Here is a 16,684-nt window from a genome sequence, read left to right on the forward strand (position 1 = left end):
GCGGGCCGGGGCTAGGGGTGGGAGGGGCGGGGCGGTGGGCAGGCGCGGGTGAGTTCCACGAACACCCGGCCCGGCGCCGACCAGCGCCGCGACGGCGTCCAGCCGGAGGCCGCCGCGTGCGCGGCCAGCGCCCCCGCGCCGACCCGCGCCCACGGGAACGGGGAGCCGAGGCCGCCGCGCCCGTCCGCGACCCGGACCTCGCAGCGCTCGTCCACCTCCACCTCCGCGCACTCGACCACCAGCGTGCCCGTCCGGGCCAGTACCTCCGCCATCCGCCGCAGCAGCGCCGCCGGGTCCCCGCCGATCCCGATGTTCCCGTCGATCAGCAGGGCCGTGTCCCAACGCCCCTCCCCGGGAAGGGAGTCGAAGACCGACCGGTGCAGGGCCGTACCGCCCGAGCGGGCCGTACGGGCCACCGCCTCCGGGCTGACGTCGATCCCCAGCGAGCGGTGCCCCCGGGCGGCCAGCGCCGACACCAGCCGGCCGGGGCCGCAGCCGATGTCCAGCACCGCTCCCCGGCAGCGGTCCAGCACCGTCCAGTCCGCCCCGTCGGGCTCCTCGCACCAGCGCTCCACGTCCAGCGGCAACAGCCAGCCGTCCCCCCGCCGCAGGAACAGCGGGCCCCGGCCGCTGCGCAGCGCCACCGTGTACGGGTCCGCCGACCAGGCCGCGACCGCCCCCGGCGCGCTCATCGGCGGGCCGCCGGGGCGAGCTGCGCCAGCCGGGCCGCGAACGCGCCCGCCGGGGCCTGGGCCGCCACCAGCCGGGCGTCCTCGGCGGTGTCCACGTCCCGCAGCACCGGCAGCCGCCCGATCCGCAGCCCGGCCGCGCGCAGCCGCTCGTACTGGACGGCGCCCGTCCGGGCCACGGACATCGGAACGCCGCGCAGCAGCGCCGGATCCGGGGCCGCCAGACCCAGCGCCCAGAAACCCCCGTCGGCGGCGGGCCCGAACCACGCGTCGCGCTCCGACCAGTCGACCGTCAGCAGCTCGGGCGTGACCTGCGGGGTGTCCATCCCGATGAGCAGCGCGGGCCCGGTGCAGCCCGCGAAGGCGGCGGCGAGCCGCTCGTCCAGGCCGCCGGCCACCTGCGGCACCACCTCGAACCCGGGCGGCAGCCACGGACCGGGCCGCCCCTCCAGTACGAGCACCCGCCGCTCGGCGGGGGTCCGGGCCACGGCCGCCAGGGTGTCCGCCAGCGCTGCCTCCGCCAGCGCGGCCGCCTCGGCGGGGGTGAAGGGCGGGGTCAGCCGGGTCTTGACCCGGCCCGGCAGGGGCTCCTTGGCGATCACCAGCAACGTACTCACCGGGCACCCCCGGCCACCGGGCGGCCGCCGGCGGGTTCCGCCAGCACCCGGCTCATGTCCCGCACGGCCTGCCAGGTGCCCCGCCAGGTGCCGGTCACCTTCGACTTCCCGGACCGGGGCAGGTACGGCACGTCCACCTCCCGGACCCGCCACCCGGCGTCCGCCGCCCGTACCACCATCTCCAGCGGGTACCCGGAGCGCCGGTCGGTCAGGTCCAGCCCCAGCAGGCCGGTCCGCCGGGCGGCGCGCATCGGGCCCAGGTCGCGCAGCTCCAGGCCGGTGCGGCGGCGCAGCATCCGGGCCAGCGCCAGGTTCCCGGCCCGGGCGTGCGCGGGCCAGGCCCCGCGGCCCTGCGGACGGCGCCGGCCCAGTACCAGATCGGCCTCACCGGCGGCCACCGAAGCCGCGAACCCGGTGAGCAGCCCCGGGTCCAGGGAGGCGTCGCAGTCGCAGAAGCAGACGATGTCCGCCTCGGCGGCGAGCAGCCCGGCATGGCAGGCGGCGCCGAAACCGCGCCGCTCCTCGTGCACGACGGTGGCGCCGAGCGCCCGGGCGATCCCGGCGGAGCCGTCGGTGGAGCCGTTGTCCACGACCAGGGCCCGCCAGCCGGCGGGAATGCGGTCCAGCACCCAGGGCAGGGCCTCGGCCTCGTTCAGACAGGGGAGTACGACGTCTACGGTCGCGGTCATGGTCACGCGATCACCGTAGGAAGCGGAAGGCCACGATGGGGCTCGGGAGTCCTTACGAAACGCGGACGTCACCCCCACCGGCCGGGCGGGCGCTCCCGCGCCCGGGCCCCGGATGGGAGGCTGTACGGCATGAGCATGGAAGCGCCCCCCGCCCGGATCCTCGTCGTGGACGACGACCCGACCGTCTCCGAGGTCGTCGCCCAGTACCTGCGGCGCGCCGGGTTCGCCGTGGAGGAGGCCGGTGACGGACCGTCCGCCCTGGACCACGCCGGGCGCGCCCGCCCCGATCTGGTGGTCCTGGACCTGATGCTGCCGGGGCTGGACGGGCTGGAGGTGTGCCGCAGGCTGCGCCTGGCCGGTCCGGTGCCGGTGATCATGCTGACCGCCCGGGGCGACGAGGACGACCGGATCGCGGGCCTGGAGGTGGGCGCGGACGACTACGTCACCAAACCGTTCAGCCCGCGCGAGCTGGTGCTGCGCGTGACGTCCGTACTGCGGCGCAGCCGCGCCGCCGGGCCCGCCGGAGTGCCGCGGGTGCTCGTGGGCGCCGGGCTCGCGCTCGATCCCGCGACCCACCGCGCCACCAAGGACGGGCAGGAACTCACCCTGACGCTGCGGGAGTTCGACCTGCTCGCGCACTTCCTGCGGCACCCCGGGCGGGCGCACGGCAGGGAGGAGCTGATGCGGGAGGTGTGGGGCTGGGACTTCGGGGACCTGTCCACGGTGACCGTGCACGTCCGGCGGCTGCGCGCGAAGATCGAGACCGACCCGGGCCGGCCGCGGCTGATCCAGACGGTGTGGGGGGTCGGCTACCGCTTCGACCCCACCGGCGCCGCGGATCCGGCTCCCACGGGCACGGGGGAGCCGGCATGAACGACATCCTGCTGATCGCGCTGTTCGCGCTCGGCGGGGCCGCCTGTGCCGGGGTGCTCGGCGCGGGCGTCCTGCGACTGGTGCGGCACCGCTCGGCCGCCGTCTCGCTCACGGTCGTCGCCGCCGTCACGGTCACCGCGATGCTGGCCGGAACCCTCGCCGTCGCGCAGGCCATGTTCCTGTCCACGCACGATCTCGGTGTGGTGACGCTGGTCGCGGCGATGGCGGCGGTGGTCTCCCTGGGGACCGCGCTCGTGCTGGGGCGGTGGGTGGTCGCCCGCAGCCGGGAACTGTCCCTCGCGGCCCGCGACTTCGGCGACGGCGGCAGCTTCGCGGCGCCGTCCGGGCAGACCACCGCCGAACTGGACGCGCTGTCCCGCGAGCTGGCGGCGACCAGCGCGAAGCTGGCCGCCTCACGGGAGCGGGAGCGCGCGCTGGAGGCCTCGCGGCGGGAACTGGTGGCCTGGATCTCGCACGACCTGCGGACCCCGCTGGCGGGATTGCGGGCGATGTCCGAGGCACTGGAGGACGGGATGGCCGCCGACCCGGGCCGCTACCACCGGCAGATCCGCACCGAGGTGGAGCGGCTGAACTCGATGGTCGGGGACCTGTTCGAGCTGTCCCGGATCCACGCGGGCGCGCTCAGCCTGACCCCGAGCCGGATGTCGGTGTACGACCTGGTCGGGGACGCGCTGTCGGGGGTGGACCCGTTGGCGCGCGAGCACGGGGTCCGGCTGGTGGGGGACACCGTGGAGCGGGTGCCGGTGGAGGTGGACGGCAAGGAGATGACCCGGGTCCTGGCGAACCTGCTGGTCAACGCGATCCGGCACACCCCGGCCGACGGGACCGTCGCGATCGGCGCCGAACGGCAGGCCGGGGCGGTCGTGCTGTCCGTCACGGACGGCTGCGGCGGCATCGCGGCCGAGGACCTGCCCCGGGTCTTCGACACCGGCTGGCGCGGCACGACCGCCCGTACGCCCCCGGCCGGAGCGGGGCTGGGCCTCGCCATCGTCCGCGGCATCGTCGAGGCCCACGCCGGCCGCACCACGGTCCACAACGTCCCGGGCGGCTGCCGCTTCGAGGTGACCCTGCCGCTCCCGGCCTGACCGCGCCCGGTGCCCCGGCGGTGTCGGAGTCGCCCGAGCGCGCCCGGCACCAGGTCGACGCGCCCCGGACCGGCCCGGAGGGGGCGTCCCGACGGAGCCGCCGGCCCCACGTCACGCCCCGGCCGGGCGGGCCGGGGCCCGGCGGTGCCGGGCCGGGCAGGTGGGGCTCAGGCCTGGCGTTGGGGGGCGTGGGCGAATTCCGTCATGCCCTTCTCGAAGGGGACCTCCGGGTGCCAGCCCAGGTCCGCGCGGAGGCGGCGCGAGTCGGCCGTGATGTGCCGGACGTCGCCCAGGCGGAACTCGCCCGTCACGACCGGTTCCGGGCCGCCGTGCGCGGCCGCCAGGGCCGCGGCCATCTCGCCGACCGTGTGCGGCTCGCCGCTGCCCGTGTTGTACGGGGTGCACGCGCCCGCCGGGAGCGCGCCCGCGGAGCCCAGCGCCTCCAGGGCCACCACGTTGGCCGCCGCGACGTCCCCGACGTGGACGAAGTCGCGCCGCTGGGCCCCGTCCTCGAAGACCCGCGGCGCCTCGCCCCTGGCCAGCGCCGAGCGGAAGAAGGAGGCCACCCCCGCGTACGGGGTGTCGCGGGGCATCCCCGGCCCGTACACGTTGTGGTAGCGCAGCGACAGCGCCCGGCCGTCCACGCACCGCGCCCACGCGGCCGCCAGGTGCTCCTGGGTCAGCTTCGTGGCCGCGTACACGTTGCGCGGGTCGGCCGGCGCGTCCTCGGCCACCAGGCCCGGCGCGAGCTCCGCGCCGCAGGCGGGGCAGCGCGGCTCGAAGCGGCCCGCGGAAAGGTCCGCGACCCGGCGCGGCCCGGGCCGCACGACGCCGTGGCGGGGGCATTCGTAGCGGCCCTCCCCGTAGACCACCATCGAGCCGGCGAGGACGAGTCCGCGGACTCCGGTTTCGGCCATCGCCGCGAGCAGGACCGCCGTCCCCAGGTCATTGGCCCCGACGTAGGCGGGCGCGTCGGCGAAGTCCTTACCGAGCCCGACCATCGCTGCCTGGTGGCACACGGCGTCCACCCCGCGCAGGGCCGCCCGTACGGCGTCGGGATCCCGCACGTCCGCCCGTACGAAGTCGGGCCCCGGCGGCTGCTCCGGGACGGGATGGGCGGCCGGCAGCAGGGCGTCGAGGACCACGGGGTGGTGCCCGCGCCGGCGCAGGGCCGTGACGATGTGCGAGCCGATGAACCCGGCTCCTCCGGTGACGAGTACGCGCATGCACCGGACGCTACGGATTCCGCCGCCCCGCCGGCGGCTCCGGCGCGGCGCCGTAAGGGTTCCGTCACTTCTCCGCAGCCCTGCGGCGGACCGGGCGGCGGACGGACGGGCCAGGGTCGCGGAAGCGTCAACTCCCCATAACGGCAAGGGATCCGGCGCATCTTCGGCCGCCCCGGGTGGCTTGAGGGCGCCGTAAGAAGGGCATAAGTCCGGCCTGGGGTCGCTCCTGCGGGAGGAGTGGCCGAATCCGCTCCCTGGGGGGACCCGTGCACTACTACACGGACATACTCAAGCGCTACGCGGACTTCCAAGGCCGGGCCCGCCGGCAGGAGTACTGGATGTTCGTCCTGTGGAACATCCCGATCGTCGCCGTCCTCACGGTCATCGACTTCGCGCTCGACAGCTACCCCGTCATCACCTGGATCTACTGCCTCGCCATCCTGCTGCCCAGCCTGGGCGTCTCCGTGCGCCGGCTGCACGACACCGGCAAGTCCGGCTGGTGGTACCTGGTCAGCCTGATCCCCTTCATCGGCGGGATCTGGCTGATCATCCTCCTGGCCATCGAGGGGAACCCCGGCTCCAACCAGTACGGGCCCGACCCCAGGCAGGTCGTCGCCGCCTGACCCGCGCCCCCACCGCACCGCCCGCTCCGAGCGCCGCCGCTGGCTGGAAACAGCCGGAGGCGGCGCTTTCGCGCGAGGGTGACATGTCTCTCGTGACCTCGCGGCCGGGGGGCTGTCCGGACCGGCCCGATCACGAGATATCTTGATGTCGAGCAATGTTGCAGACGAGAGACGCAGACTGTGGAGCGGAGCATCCGGTGACTGACTCGACCATCATCTACACGCACACTGACGAGGCCCCGGCCCTCGCGACGTATTCGTTCCTGCCTGTGGTCCAGGCGTACGCGTCGACGGCCGGTGTGAATGTCGAGACCCGTGACATCTCCCTGGCCGGTCGGATCATCGCCAGCTTCCCCGAGCACCTGGAAGAGGGGCAGCGCATCGCCGACGCCCTCGCTGAGCTCGGCGAGCTGGCGAAGACGCCGGAAGCGAACATCATCAAGCTGCCCAACATCTCGGCCTCGATCCCGCAGCTCAAGGCCGCGGTCGCCGAGCTCCAGGGCCAGGGCTACGCCCTCCCGGACTACCCGGACGACCCGAAGACCGACGAGGAGCGCGAGATCCGCGCCCGCTACGACAAGGTCAAGGGCAGCGCCGTCAACCCGGTCCTGCGCGAGGGTAACTCCGACCGCCGCGCCCCCGCCTCGGTCAAGAACTACGCCAAGGCCCACCCGCACCGCATGGGCGCCTGGAGCCCCGAGTCGAAGACGAACGTCGCCACCATGGGCGAGCACGACTTCCGCTCCACCGAGAAGTCCGCCGTCATGGCCGAGGCCGGCACGCTGCGGATCGAGCACGTAGCCGCCGACGGCACGACCACCGTGCTGCGCGAGTCCGTACCGGTCCTCGCCGGTGAGGTCGTGGACGCGTCCGTGATGCACGTCGACGCGCTGCGCACCTTCCTCAACGACCAGATCGAGCGCGCCAAGGCCGAGGACGTCCTGTTCTCCGTGCACCTCAAGGCCACGATGATGAAGGTCTCCGACCCGATCATCTTCGGCCACGTGGTCCGCGCCTTCTTCCCGAAGACCTTCGCCCGCTACGGTGACGCGCTCGTCGCCGCGGGCCTGTCCCCGAACGACGGCCTCGGCGCGATCCTCAAGGGCCTGGACGGCGTCCCGCTCGGCGACGAGATCAAGGCCTCCTTCGAGGCCGAGCTGGCCCACGGTCCGGCGCTCGCCATGGTCGACTCGGACAAGGGCATCACCAACCTGCACGTCCCGTCCGACGTCATCGTCGACGCCTCCATGCCGGCCATGATCCGCACCTCCGGCCACATGTGGGGCCCGGACGGCAACGAGGCCGACACCCTGGCCGTCCTGCCGGACAGCAGCTACGCCGGTGTCTACCAGGCCGTCATCGATGACTGCCGCGCGCACGGCGCCTTCGACCCCGCCACCATGGGCTCGGTCCCCAACGTCGGCCTCATGGCGCAGAAGGCCGAGGAGTACGGCAGCCACGACAAGACCTTCGAGATCGCCACGGCGGGCACCGTCCGCGTCGTCGACGCCGACGGCAACGTGGTCCTGGAGCAGGACGTCGCCGCCGGTGACGTCTTCCGCGCCTGCCAGACCAAGGACGCGCCGATCCAGGACTGGGTCAAGCTCGCCGTCACCCGCGCCCGCGCCACCGGCGTCCCGGCCGTCTTCTGGCTGGACGAGGGCCGCGCGCACGACGCGCAGCTGATCGCCAAGGTCAAGACGTACCTCGCCGACCACGACACCGACGGCCTCACCATCAAGATCCTCTCCCCGGTCGAGGCCACCGCCTTCTCCCTGGAGCGCATCCGCCGCGGCGAAGACACTATCTCGGTGACCGGCAACGTGCTGCGCGACTACCTGACCGACCTGTTCCCGATCCTGGAGCTGGGCACCAGCGCCAAGATGCTGTCGGTCGTCCCGCTGATGAACGGCGGCGGCCTCTTCGAGACCGGCGCCGGCGGCTCCGCCCCGAAGCACGTGCAGCAGTTGGTCAAGGAGAACTACCTGCGCTGGGACTCGCTGGGCGAGTTCCTCGCCCTGGCCGTCTCCTTCGAGCACCTCGCGACCACCACCGGCAACGCCCGCGCCCAGGTGCTGGCCGACACCCTGGACCGCGCCACCGGCACCTTCCTCAACGAGGACAAGTCGCCGAGCCGCAAGCTGGGCGGCATCGACAACCGCGGCAGCCACTTCTACCTCGCCCTGTACTGGGCGCAGGAGCTGTCCCGGCAGATCGACGACCCGAAGCTGGCGGCCGCCTTCGAGCCGCTGGCGAAGACCCTGGCCGAGCAGGAGCAGACCATCGTCGGCGAGCTCATCGCGGTGCAGGGCTCCCCGGCCGACATCGGCGGCTACTACCAGCCCGACCCGGCCAAGTGCGCCGCGGTGATGCGCCCGTCCGCCTCCTTCAACAAGGCGATCGCGACGCTGGGTTAAGCCCTTCCGCAGTTCGGACGTACCGCGTGTTCCGCCCCGGCCGGCCCAGTGCCCGGCCGGGGCGGTCCCGTGTCCGGGACCGGAAACCGGTTGTGGCCGGAGCGGGCCACCGGCTAGGAAGAGCGGATGATCGAAGGAAAGCTGATCCGGCTGCGCGCCCGGCTCCCCGAAGACGTACCCGTACTCCACACCGAGCTGTACGAGGACGTGGCCACTCGCTCGCGCGCCGACAGCCGCCCCTGGCGGCCCGTCGCGCCGGGCAGCAGTGGTTCCCCGTACGAACCCGCCGCCCCGGCCGAGGACGTCGCGTTCTTCTCGGTGGCCGACCGCGCCTCCGGGGAACTCGCCGGCGAGGCGCTGCTGTGGGGCATCGACACCCACAACCGCCGCGCCCACCTCGGCCTCTCCCTGCGCCCCGGCAGCCGCGGCCGCGGCCTCGGCGCCGAGGCCGTCCAGCTGCTGTGCCACTACGGGTTCACCGTGCGCGGGCTGCACCGGCTCCAGGTGGACACCCTCGCCGACAACGCCGCCATGATCGGCGCCGCCCGGCGCGCGGGGTTCACCCTGGAGGGCACCCTCAGGCGGGCCGCCTGGGTGTCCGGGGCCTGGCTGGACGAGGTGGTCCTCGGGCTCCCCGTCGAGGAGTGGCAGCCGCTGCCGCAGGGCTAGCCCCGCGGTCGGCGTAGGCACCCTGGTCCCCGTGACGTACGCGCGGCGGCCCGGCCGCACGCGAACGGTTGTCCGTACGCCCGGAATCGGCTCTACTGCTGTGCAGCCCCGCGCACGGGGCATATTCCGGGAGGGGCTTCGGATGAGGGCGGACCGGCGGGCAGCGCGGGCGGCACGTCCCTCCTCGCACCGGCGCCGCCCCCGGTTCCGGGCGCGCAGACCGCTCCTGGTGCTCCTGATCTCGGCCGTCCTGCTCGTCGGCGTCTGCGCCGCCACCGGAATCGCCTGGGACCCCTTCACCACCGAGGCGCGCCAGCAACGCTTCGCGACCGCCCCGGGCAGCCCCTGGCCCACCGGACCCACCGCCATCGCCCCGGCGCCCGGTCGGAGCCCCGGCCCCAGCCCCCGGACGCCGGACAAGGCGGTGCCCCGCGGCGCGGCGGAAAGCGGCGAGGCCCGCCCCGCCGGAGCGCTGCCCTTCGACCTGCCCGCGCCGGCCGCGCTGCGCTCCGGCGCCGCGGGCAGGAAGCTGGTGTTCGCCCACTACTTCACCCCGTACCCGCTCTCCTTGGACAACGCGAGCGCCGACGTCGACTACTACACCCGCAACTACCTCGACCCCGCGGGCGAGAGCGGCAAGCACCAGCGCTACGGCGGCCTGCTGCGCGACCGCCCGCTGCCGGTGCCGCCCAAGCCGGGCGACTGGGAGTACGCCAACCTCCAGCAGGAGGTGCGCACCGCGCGCGACGCGGGCATCGACGGGTTCACCCTCGACCTGCTGTCGCTGTCCGGGAGCAACTGGGACCGGGCCGAGCGGCTGATGGCCGCCGCCCACTCCGTCGACCCCGGCTTCAAGGTCATGCTGATGCCCGACATGACCGCCCTGACGTCCGACGACCCGGCGGTGCTCGCCGACGCCCTCGCCGCCCTCGGGGCCCAACCCGCCGCACACCGGCTCGGTGACGGGCGGCTCGTCGTATCGCCGTTCAAGGCGGAGGCCAAGAGCGCCGACTGGTGGTCCCGGGTCATGGCCTCCCTCAAGTCCCGGCACGGCATCCGTACGGCCCTCGTGCCGCTCTTCCTCGACTTCGGCGCGAACCACGCGGCGTTCGCCCCGATCAGCCACGGCTTCTCCGAATGGGGCACCCGCAGCTACGTCGGCCAGGAGGGCGCCACCGCCGACGTGCGGCGGGCCCACGACGCGGGCAAGCTCTGGATGCAGCCCGTGTCGGTCCAGGACAGCCGCCCCAACCAGGGCGTCTACGACGAGGCGGGCAACACCGCCACCCTCCGCTCGACGTGGGCGCACGCCATCGACGACGGCGCCGACTGGGTGCAGCTGACCACCTGGAACGACTACTCGGAGGGCACCCAGTTCGCCCCGTCCCTGCACAACGGGTACACGTACCTGGACCTGACGTCCTACTACCTGACCCGGTTCAAGACGGGCAGCCGTCCCCCGATCGTGCGGGACACGCTCTACCTGACGGCCCGCACCCAGTTCGCCGCCGCCGGCCCGACCGGCGGGCAGTCGCTGGTCATGGCGCCGCGCCGGGGCAGCGCCGCCCCGCGCGACACGGTGGAGGTGCTCAGCTTCCTCACGGAACCCGCGACGGTCCGTACGACCGTAGGATCCGTCCAGGGCGCGTACGAGGCACCCGCCGGCCCGCACGCCGAGCTGCTGCCGCTCAAGCCCGGCACGAGCTCGGCCCGGGCGGTCCGGGGCGGACGCGCCGCGGCGGAGGTGGAACTGCCGTACCCGGTGGACCGCACGGTAGAGGTCCAGGACCTCCAGTACTACGGCGCGACCAGCGGACGGCAGTAGCTCCGGGGCCCCGGCCACCCTGGCGCAATTGGCCCTACCGGTCCGTGCGGGGGCGCCGCATGCTCCGGAGGACCGTCCCACCGCCACCCCGGAGGAGCATCGTGACCGAGCCGACCAGCGGGCCGAAGAGCGTCCCGACCGCCGCACCGGGCGGCCCCCCGGCGTTCCCGGGCGGGCCGCAGCTCTTCCGCCTCGACCCGGCGATCGCCCACCTCAACCACGGCTCGTTCGGCGCCGTCCCGCTCCCCGTCCAGGAGGTCCAGGCGGCGCTGCGGGAGGAGGTGCACGCCGACCCCGACACCTTCTTCGTCGGCGTGGCCGACCGGATCGCCGCCGCCCGCGGCCGGGTCGCCGTGCACCTGGGGGCCGAGCCGGACGGGATCGCGTTCATCTCCAACGCCACCGAGGGCGCCAACCTCGCGCTGAACGCCCTCGAACTGGCCGACGGGGACGAGGTCCTGGTGACCGACCACGGCTACGGCACGGTGGTCGCGGCCGCCGCCCGCCGGGCCCGCGTCACCACCGTCTCCCTGGACCCGGGCCTCCCGGACGAGGACGCCGTACGGGAAGCCGTGCTGGCCGGCCTGACGCCCCGTACCAAGGTGGCGCTGCTCGACCAGATCAGCTCGCCCACCGCCCGGCTCATCGCCACCCCGGCGCTCCTCGCCGACCTGGCCGCGCGCGGTGTCACCACCGTCGTCGACGGCGCCCACGCCCCCGGCATGCTCGCCGATCCGCTCGCGGGCGGTGCCGACTTCTGGTTCGGGAACCTGCACAAGTGGGGGTACGCCCCCTCCGGCAGCGCCCTCCTCGCCGTCGCCCCCCGCCACCGCGGCCGCGTCCGGGCCCTGGTGCCGTCCTGGGAGGACGGGGACGGCTTCCCCCGCTCCGTCGAGAACCGGGCCACCGCCGACTACACCGGCTGGCTCGCCGCCCCCGAGGGACTGGACCTCCTGGAGCGGCTCGACGCCGCCAAGGTACGGGCCCACAACAGCGCCCTCGCCGGCTACGGCGCGGCCCTGCTCGCCGAACTCCCCGGGCTCACCCCGCTCCCGTACACCCCGGGAGTGGGCATGCGCGCCCTGCGGCTGCCGCCCGGCACCGCCGAAACCCCGGACGCCGCCCGCGAACTGCGCGAACGGATCGCCCGGGAGCTGCGGATCCGGGTGCTGATCTGGCCCTGGCCGGGCGGCGGCGGCATCCGCGTCTGCGGGCAGCTCTACACCCGCCCCGAGGAGTACGAACGCCTCGCCGCCGGCCTCCCGGCCTACCTCGCGGGGTAGCGGTTCAGCCGCGCCGCAGCAGATAGGTGTCCATGATCCAGCCCTTGCGGGCGCGGGCCTCGCTCCGCAGCTCCTCGATCCGGCCCGCGACCTCGGCCAGCTTCCCCGAGACCAGGATCTCGTCCGGCGTGCCCACGTAGGCGCCCCAGTAGATGAAGAGGTCCTGGTCCAGGTGGGCGGTGAAGGCGTGCCGCGCGTCCAGCATCACCACCACGTCGTCCACGTCCTGCGGCCAGCCATCGGCCAGCCGCCGGCCGGTGGTGATCTGGACCGGCCGCCCCACCCGGTTCAGATTCGTACGGTGCCGGGCCAGCAGGGAGGAGATGCTGCTGATGCCCGGCACCACCTCGTGCTCGAAGGCGACCCGCCCCCGCTCCAGCACCTCGTCCAGGATCGCGAGGGTGGAGTCGTACAGCGACGGGTCGCCCCACACCAGGAACGCGCCCGTCTCGCCGTCCGCGAGGTCCTCGGCGACGAACCGCTCGAAGATCTCGGCCCGTGCGCTGCGCCAGCCGTCCACCGTCGGGGCGTAGTCGGCCGGGGTCCGGTCGCGGTCCGGGTCGCGGCCCTCCACCAGCCGGTGGCCGGGGCGGGCGTGCGCTTCGAGCATCGCCCGGCGCAGCCCGGTGAGGTCCGCCTTCTCCTCGCCCTTCTCCAGGATGAGGAATGCGTCCGTGGCACCGATCGCCTTGACCGCCTGGAGGGTCAGGTGGTCCGGGTCGCCCGCGCCTATGCCGATCACTGAGAACTTCTTCACCCGGCTATTCTGCCCGTCATGCGTGCCGCCCTGTTCGTCACCTGCGTCAACGACGCGCTGTACCCGCGCACCGGCGCCGCCGTCGTACGCCTGCTGGAGCGGCTCGGCGTGGCCGTGGACTTCCCGGCGGCGCAGGGCTGCTGCGGCCAGCCGCAGTACAACACCGGCTACCGGTACGAGAGCGAACCGCTGCTGCGCCGTACCGCGGCGGCCTTCGCCGGACACCCGTACGTGGTCGCCCCCTCCGGCTCCTGCGTCGCCATGATCCGCGAGCACTACCCGCGCATCGGCGCCAAGGCGGCGGCCGAGGGGCGCGGCACCGAGCTGGCGGACCTCGCGGCCGACCTCGTACCGTGTGTGTACGAGCTGACCGAGTTCCTGGTCGACGTGCTCGCAGTGACCGATGTCGGCGCCCACTTCCCGCACACCGTCACCTACCACCCCTCCTGCCACGGCCTGCGCGCCCTCGGACTCGGCGACCGTCCCCGCCGGCTGCTGGCCGCCGTCCGGGGCCTGGACCTGGTCGAGCTGCCCGGCGCCGAGGAGTGCTGCGGCTTCGGCGGCACCTTCGCCGTCAAGAACCCCGACGTGTCGGCCGCGATGGGCGCCGACAAGATCCGCGCCGCCCGGGCCACGGGCGCCGAGGTGCTCTGCGGCGCCGACAACTCCTGCCTCGCCCACCTCGACGGAACGCTCCGCCGGGCCGGCTCACCGCTGCGGACCCTGCACCTCGCCGAGATCCTCGCCGCGACGGAGGAGACCATGACGGAGGAGACCGCGACGGACGAAACCGCGACGCAGCAGGAGCGTCGGCGATGACGGGCACCGACCTGGGCATGCCGGCCTTCCCCACGGCCGCGCGGCAGGCCGTACGGGACGACGTGCTGCGCGCCAACCTCCGCCGCGCCACGCACACCATCCGCGACAAACGGGCCCGCGCGGTGACCGAACTGGCCGACTGGGACCGGCTGCGCGCGGCGGGCAAGGCCGTCAAGGACCACACCCTGCGCCACCTCGACCACTACCTGCTGCGGCTGGAGGCGGCCGTGACCGCCGCGGGCGGCACCGTGCACTGGGCGGCGGACGCGGCCGAGGCCAACCGGATCGTCACCGCCCTGGTGCTGGCCACCGGCGAGCGGGAAGTCGTCAAGGTCAAGTCGATGGCCACCCAGGAGATCGGCCTCAACGAGGCACTGGAGGCGGCCGGGATCGCCGCGTACGAGACCGACCTGGCCGAACTCATCGTGCAGCTGGGCCACGACCGGCCCTCGCACATCCTCGTCCCGGCCATCCACCGCAACCGGGCCGAGATCCGCGACGTCTTCCGCGCCGAGATGGGCCGGTGGGGGCGGCCGGCCCCGGACGGCCTGGGCGACGACCCGCGCGAACTGGCCGAAGCGGCCCGCCTGCACCTGCGCGAGAAGTTCCTGCGCGCCAAGGTCGCCGTCTCGGGGGCCAACTTCATGGTCGCGGAGACGGGCACGATGGTCGTCTTCGAGTCCGAGGGCAACGGCCGGATGTGCCTGACCCTGCCCGAGACCCTGATCTCGGTGGTGGGCATCGAAAAGGTGGTACCGGCCTTCCGGGACCTGGAGATCTTCCTCCAGACACTGCCGCGCTCCTCCACCGCCGAGCGGATGAACCCGTACACCACGATGTGGACCGGCACCACCGACGACGACGGGCCCCGCGCCTTCCACCTCGTCCTCCTGGACAACGGCCGCACCGACACGCTCGCCGACGAGGTGGGCCGCCAGGCGCTGCGCTGCATCCGCTGCTCCGCCTGCCTGAACGTCTGCCCCGTCTACGAGCGGGCCGGCGGCCATGCCTACGGCTCCGTCTACCCCGGCCCGATCGGCGCGATCCTCAGCCCCCAACTGCGCGGCACCACGAGCGGGATCGACGCCTCGCTGCCCTACGCCTCCACCTTGTGCGGGGCCTGCTACGAGGCGTGTCCCGTCGCCATCGACATTCCCGAAGTCCTGCTCCACCTGCGCGAACGCGTGGTTCAGGGCGGCCCGGCGACCCGCGAGGGCGTCCGGGTACGGATCCGCCCCGCGCGCGGCCACACCGCCGAACGGGCCGCGATGCGCGCCGCCCGGCTGCTGCTGGAACGCCCCGGCGCGCTGCGCGCGGGGGAGCGGCTGCTGTCCCGGGCCCGGCGGCTGCGGCCGCGCCGGCTGCCCGGCCCCGGCCGCGCCTGGACCGACAGCCGCGAGCTGCCCCGGCCGCCGGCGGAACCCTTCCGCGACTGGTGGGCCCGCGAACGGGGAGGACGCGGATGAGCGGCCGGGACCGCGTGCTGGGCCGGATCCGGCGGGCGCTGGCGGAGCCGGGTCCGGAGGTCCCGGTCCCGCGCGACTACCTCCGTGTCCACGGCGCCCGTACCCCCGCCGAATCCGCGGACCTGCTCGCCGCCCACCTCGCCGAGTACCGCGCGCAGGTCCACCGCACCGGCGCGGACGGCCTCGCACCGCTCCTGGCCCGGCTGCTGGCCGCCCGGGGCGCGCGGACGGTGCTGGTACCGCCCGGCCTGCCCCCGTCCTGGCTCGGCGCCGCGCGGGTGACCCGGGTCGCGGACCGGGCCGGGTCCACCCCGTACGAACTGGACGCCGTGGACAGCGTGGTCACGGGCTGCGCCCTGGCCGTCGCCGAGACCGGCACGATCGTCCTGGACGGCGGCCCCGAGCAGGGGCGGCGCCGGATCACCCTGATCCCGGACCACCACATCTGCGTGATCCGCGCCCCCGCACAGGTGGTGGACTCCGTCCCGCAGGCACTCGAACGCCTCGACCCCACCCGCCCGCTCACCTGGATCTCCGGGCCCTCTGCGACCAGCGACATCGAGCTGGACCGGGTGGAGGGCGTGCACGGCCCCCGGACCCTGGAGGTGGTCCTGCTCGACGCCCCCGCACAATGAGGGGCATGTCCGCACACCTCGCCCTCACCGCCCTTCTGGTCCACGACTACGACGAGGCCATCGACTTCTACACCCGCGCCCTCGGCTTCACCCTCGTCGAGGACACGGCCCGGCCCGACGGCTCGCGCTGGGTCGTGGTCCGGCCGCCGGGCGCGACCGAATCCGCGCTGCTGCTGGCCCGGGCCAAGGACGACGCCCAGCGCTCCCGGGTCGGCGACCAGACGGGCGGCCGGGTCGGCTTCTTCCTGTACACCGACGACTTCGCCGGCGACCACGCCCGGATGACCGCCGAGGGCGTCCGCTTCCTGGAGGAGCCGCGGCACGAGACGTACGGCAGCGTCGCCGTCTTCGAGGACCTCTACGGAAACCGCTGGGACCTGCTCCAGCCCGCGGCCGCATAGGGGGTGTCTGACGGGTCAGGGCCGGCCCCGGCCCTGACCCGTCAGACACCCCCTAGCACCGGGGCCTCGCGGGCGGCGTCCACCGCGGCGCCGCCCTCCACCCGGGCGGCCAGCTCCCGGGCCCACCGGACCAGTCCGGGCACGTCGATCCCGGCCTCGGCCCCCTCGCCCGCGTCCACCTCGGCCAGGGCGTCGGCGCCGCGCCGCAGCAGCCGCGCCCCGCCGACCGCGTTCCCGCGCGCGGCGTGCGTCAGTCCGACCGCCAGCTGCGCGAGCCCCCGCCACAGCGGCGCCCGCGCCGCCGGGCCGGTCTTCCAGGCGTCCTCGAACACCTCGTGCGCGTGGAAGGGCATCCCGCCGTCCAGCAGCCGCTGCGCTTCCGCCACCGTCTCGGCCGGCGTCCGCACCACCCCCTCGGGCTGCCGCTCGACCCCCGGCGCCCCGTACGGCAACGGCCGCCCCAGCCCGTCCCGCGGCCGCGCGCTGCGCGCCCGCCCCTCACCATCGCGATCCCGTACGTTCACCCACCCATCGTGCCTCCCCGTCGATCACCCGTGCACGTACACCCCCCGGCGTGCGGTAATGTTCT

17 protein-coding genes are annotated in these 16,684 nt (G+C 74.6%); 11 read left to right on the plus strand and 6 right to left on the minus strand.

Annotation, left to right across the window (positions count from 1 at the left end; translation table 11 throughout):
- Nucleotides 1–11: 11 nt before the first annotated feature.
- From ACZ4M3_RS01700 to ACZ4M3_RS01710, 3 genes are read right to left on the minus strand one after another with little or no spacing between them, the layout of a single operon-like run.
- Nucleotides 12–692: a class I SAM-dependent methyltransferase gene (locus tag ACZ4M3_RS01700; protein ID WP_467729178.1), complete on the minus strand. Its 681-nt coding sequence runs from the start codon at nucleotides 690–692 to the stop codon at nucleotides 12–14.
- On the minus strand, nucleotides 689–1,306 hold the full coding sequence (locus ACZ4M3_RS01705) for a TIGR04282 family arsenosugar biosynthesis glycosyltransferase (protein ID WP_467729179.1): 618 nt from the start codon (nucleotides 1,304–1,306) through the stop codon (nucleotides 689–691). Before ACZ4M3_RS01705 ends, ACZ4M3_RS01700 begins: the two co-directional genes overlap by 4 nt.
- Nucleotides 1,303–1,995 carry a glycosyltransferase family 2 protein gene (locus tag ACZ4M3_RS01710; RefSeq protein ID WP_467729180.1) on the minus strand — a complete coding sequence of 231 codons (693 nt, stop codon included), beginning with the start codon at nucleotides 1,993–1,995 and terminating at the stop codon, nucleotides 1,303–1,305. Before ACZ4M3_RS01710 ends, ACZ4M3_RS01705 begins: the two co-directional genes overlap by 4 nt.
- A 129-nt stretch (nucleotides 1,996–2,124) precedes the next feature.
- Here ACZ4M3_RS01710 and ACZ4M3_RS01715 point away from each other — a divergent pair, with 129 nt between their 5' ends.
- A complete protein-coding gene (locus tag ACZ4M3_RS01715; protein WP_467729181.1) occupies nucleotides 2,125–2,868 on the plus strand; it encodes a response regulator transcription factor in 744 nt (247 codons plus the stop codon).
- Complete coding sequence (locus ACZ4M3_RS01720; protein WP_467729183.1) at nucleotides 2,865–3,974, plus strand: sensor histidine kinase; 1,110 nt, start codon at nucleotides 2,865–2,867, stop codon at nucleotides 3,972–3,974. The genes ACZ4M3_RS01715 and ACZ4M3_RS01720 overlap by 4 nt, the downstream gene beginning before the upstream one ends.
- A gap of 167 nt (nucleotides 3,975–4,141) precedes the next feature.
- Here ACZ4M3_RS01720 and ACZ4M3_RS01725 read toward each other — a convergent pair whose 3' ends face one another.
- The gene (locus tag ACZ4M3_RS01725) at nucleotides 4,142–5,200 is read right to left on the minus strand and encodes an NAD-dependent epimerase/dehydratase family protein (protein WP_467729185.1); all 1,059 of its coding nucleotides are present in this window, start codon (nucleotides 5,198–5,200) and stop codon (nucleotides 4,142–4,144) included.
- A 266-nt stretch (nucleotides 5,201–5,466) separates the two neighbouring features.
- On the opposite strand from ACZ4M3_RS01725, the gene ACZ4M3_RS01730 reads away from it, so the two are divergent.
- From ACZ4M3_RS01730 to ACZ4M3_RS01750, 5 genes are all read left to right on the plus strand, one after another.
- On the plus strand, nucleotides 5,467–5,823 hold the full coding sequence (locus ACZ4M3_RS01730) for a DUF805 domain-containing protein (RefSeq protein WP_467729186.1): 357 nt from the start codon (nucleotides 5,467–5,469) through the stop codon (nucleotides 5,821–5,823).
- A 197-nt stretch (nucleotides 5,824–6,020) separates the two neighbouring features.
- Nucleotides 6,021–8,240, plus strand: a complete 2,220-nt coding sequence (locus ACZ4M3_RS01735; protein WP_467729188.1) for an NADP-dependent isocitrate dehydrogenase — start codon at nucleotides 6,021–6,023, stop codon at nucleotides 8,238–8,240.
- 126 nt (nucleotides 8,241–8,366) lie between these two features.
- On the plus strand, nucleotides 8,367–8,909 hold the full coding sequence (locus tag ACZ4M3_RS01740; protein ID WP_467729190.1) for a GNAT family N-acetyltransferase: 543 nt from the start codon (nucleotides 8,367–8,369) through the stop codon (nucleotides 8,907–8,909).
- Nucleotides 8,910–9,138: 229 nt separating this feature from the next.
- Nucleotides 9,139–10,734, plus strand: coding sequence for a glycoside hydrolase family 71 protein (locus ACZ4M3_RS01745; protein ID WP_467729192.1), 1,596 nt, complete (start codon nucleotides 9,139–9,141; stop codon nucleotides 10,732–10,734).
- Nucleotides 10,735–10,835: 101 nt separating this feature from the next.
- Nucleotides 10,836–12,017: an aminotransferase class V-fold PLP-dependent enzyme gene (locus ACZ4M3_RS01750; RefSeq protein ID WP_467729193.1), complete on the plus strand. Its 1,182-nt coding sequence runs from the start codon at nucleotides 10,836–10,838 to the stop codon at nucleotides 12,015–12,017.
- A gap of 4 nt (nucleotides 12,018–12,021) precedes the next feature.
- Here the strand turns inward: ACZ4M3_RS01750 and cobF are convergent, their stop codons facing one another.
- Complete coding sequence (gene cobF, locus ACZ4M3_RS01755) at nucleotides 12,022–12,774, minus strand: precorrin-6A synthase (deacetylating) (protein ID WP_467729194.1); 753 nt, start codon at nucleotides 12,772–12,774, stop codon at nucleotides 12,022–12,024.
- Between the two features lie 18 nt (nucleotides 12,775–12,792).
- On the opposite strand from cobF, the gene ACZ4M3_RS01760 reads away from it, so the two are divergent.
- From ACZ4M3_RS01760 to ACZ4M3_RS01775, 4 genes are read left to right on the plus strand one after another with little or no spacing between them, the layout of a single operon-like run.
- A complete protein-coding gene (locus ACZ4M3_RS01760; RefSeq protein ID WP_467729196.1) occupies nucleotides 12,793–13,593 on the plus strand; it encodes a (Fe-S)-binding protein in 801 nt (266 codons plus the stop codon).
- The gene (locus tag ACZ4M3_RS01765; RefSeq protein ID WP_467729198.1) at nucleotides 13,590–15,059 is read left to right on the plus strand and encodes a lactate utilization protein B; all 1,470 of its coding nucleotides are present in this window, start codon (nucleotides 13,590–13,592) and stop codon (nucleotides 15,057–15,059) included. The genes ACZ4M3_RS01760 and ACZ4M3_RS01765 overlap by 4 nt, the downstream gene beginning before the upstream one ends.
- On the plus strand, nucleotides 15,056–15,694 hold the full coding sequence (locus ACZ4M3_RS01770) for a LutC/YkgG family protein (RefSeq protein WP_467729199.1): 639 nt from the start codon (nucleotides 15,056–15,058) through the stop codon (nucleotides 15,692–15,694). Before ACZ4M3_RS01765 ends, ACZ4M3_RS01770 begins: the two co-directional genes overlap by 4 nt.
- 5 nt (nucleotides 15,695–15,699) lie before the next feature.
- A complete protein-coding gene (locus ACZ4M3_RS01775) occupies nucleotides 15,700–16,095 on the plus strand; it encodes a VOC family protein (protein ID WP_467729201.1) in 396 nt (131 codons plus the stop codon).
- A 41-nt stretch (nucleotides 16,096–16,136) separates the two neighbouring features.
- Here the strand turns inward: ACZ4M3_RS01775 and ACZ4M3_RS01780 are convergent, their stop codons facing one another.
- On the minus strand, nucleotides 16,137–16,619 hold the full coding sequence (locus ACZ4M3_RS01780; RefSeq protein WP_467729203.1) for a DUF309 domain-containing protein: 483 nt from the start codon (nucleotides 16,617–16,619) through the stop codon (nucleotides 16,137–16,139).
- Between the last annotated feature and the right edge of the window lie 65 nt (nucleotides 16,620–16,684).

This window comes from Streptomyces sp. NPDC026522 (assembly GCF_055567555.1).

Excerpts from the sequence above, each read along its gene's own strand:
- ACZ4M3_RS01720 (WP_467729183.1), top strand. The coding sequence starts at position 2,865 with ATGAACGACATCCTGCTGATCGCGCTGTTCGCGCTCGGCGGGGCCGCC.
- ACZ4M3_RS01710 (WP_467729180.1), bottom strand. The coding sequence starts at position 1,995 with ATGACCGCGACCGTAGACGTCGTACTCCCCTGTCTGAACGAGGCCGAG.
- ACZ4M3_RS01725 (WP_467729185.1), bottom strand. The coding sequence starts at position 5,200 with ATGCGCGTACTCGTCACCGGAGGAGCCGGGTTCATCGGCTCGCACATC.
- ACZ4M3_RS01775 (WP_467729201.1), top strand. The coding sequence starts at position 15,700 with ATGTCCGCACACCTCGCCCTCACCGCCCTTCTGGTCCACGACTACGAC.
- ACZ4M3_RS01700 (WP_467729178.1), bottom strand. The coding sequence starts at position 692 with ATGAGCGCGCCGGGGGCGGTCGCGGCCTGGTCGGCGGACCCGTACACG.
- ACZ4M3_RS01715 (WP_467729181.1), top strand. The coding sequence starts at position 2,125 with ATGAGCATGGAAGCGCCCCCCGCCCGGATCCTCGTCGTGGACGACGAC.
- ACZ4M3_RS01770 (WP_467729199.1), top strand. The coding sequence starts at position 15,056 with ATGAGCGGCCGGGACCGCGTGCTGGGCCGGATCCGGCGGGCGCTGGCG.
- ACZ4M3_RS01740 (WP_467729190.1), top strand. The coding sequence starts at position 8,367 with ATGATCGAAGGAAAGCTGATCCGGCTGCGCGCCCGGCTCCCCGAAGAC.
- ACZ4M3_RS01765 (WP_467729198.1), top strand. The coding sequence starts at position 13,590 with ATGACGGGCACCGACCTGGGCATGCCGGCCTTCCCCACGGCCGCGCGG.
- ACZ4M3_RS01760 (WP_467729196.1), top strand. The coding sequence starts at position 12,793 with ATGCGTGCCGCCCTGTTCGTCACCTGCGTCAACGACGCGCTGTACCCG.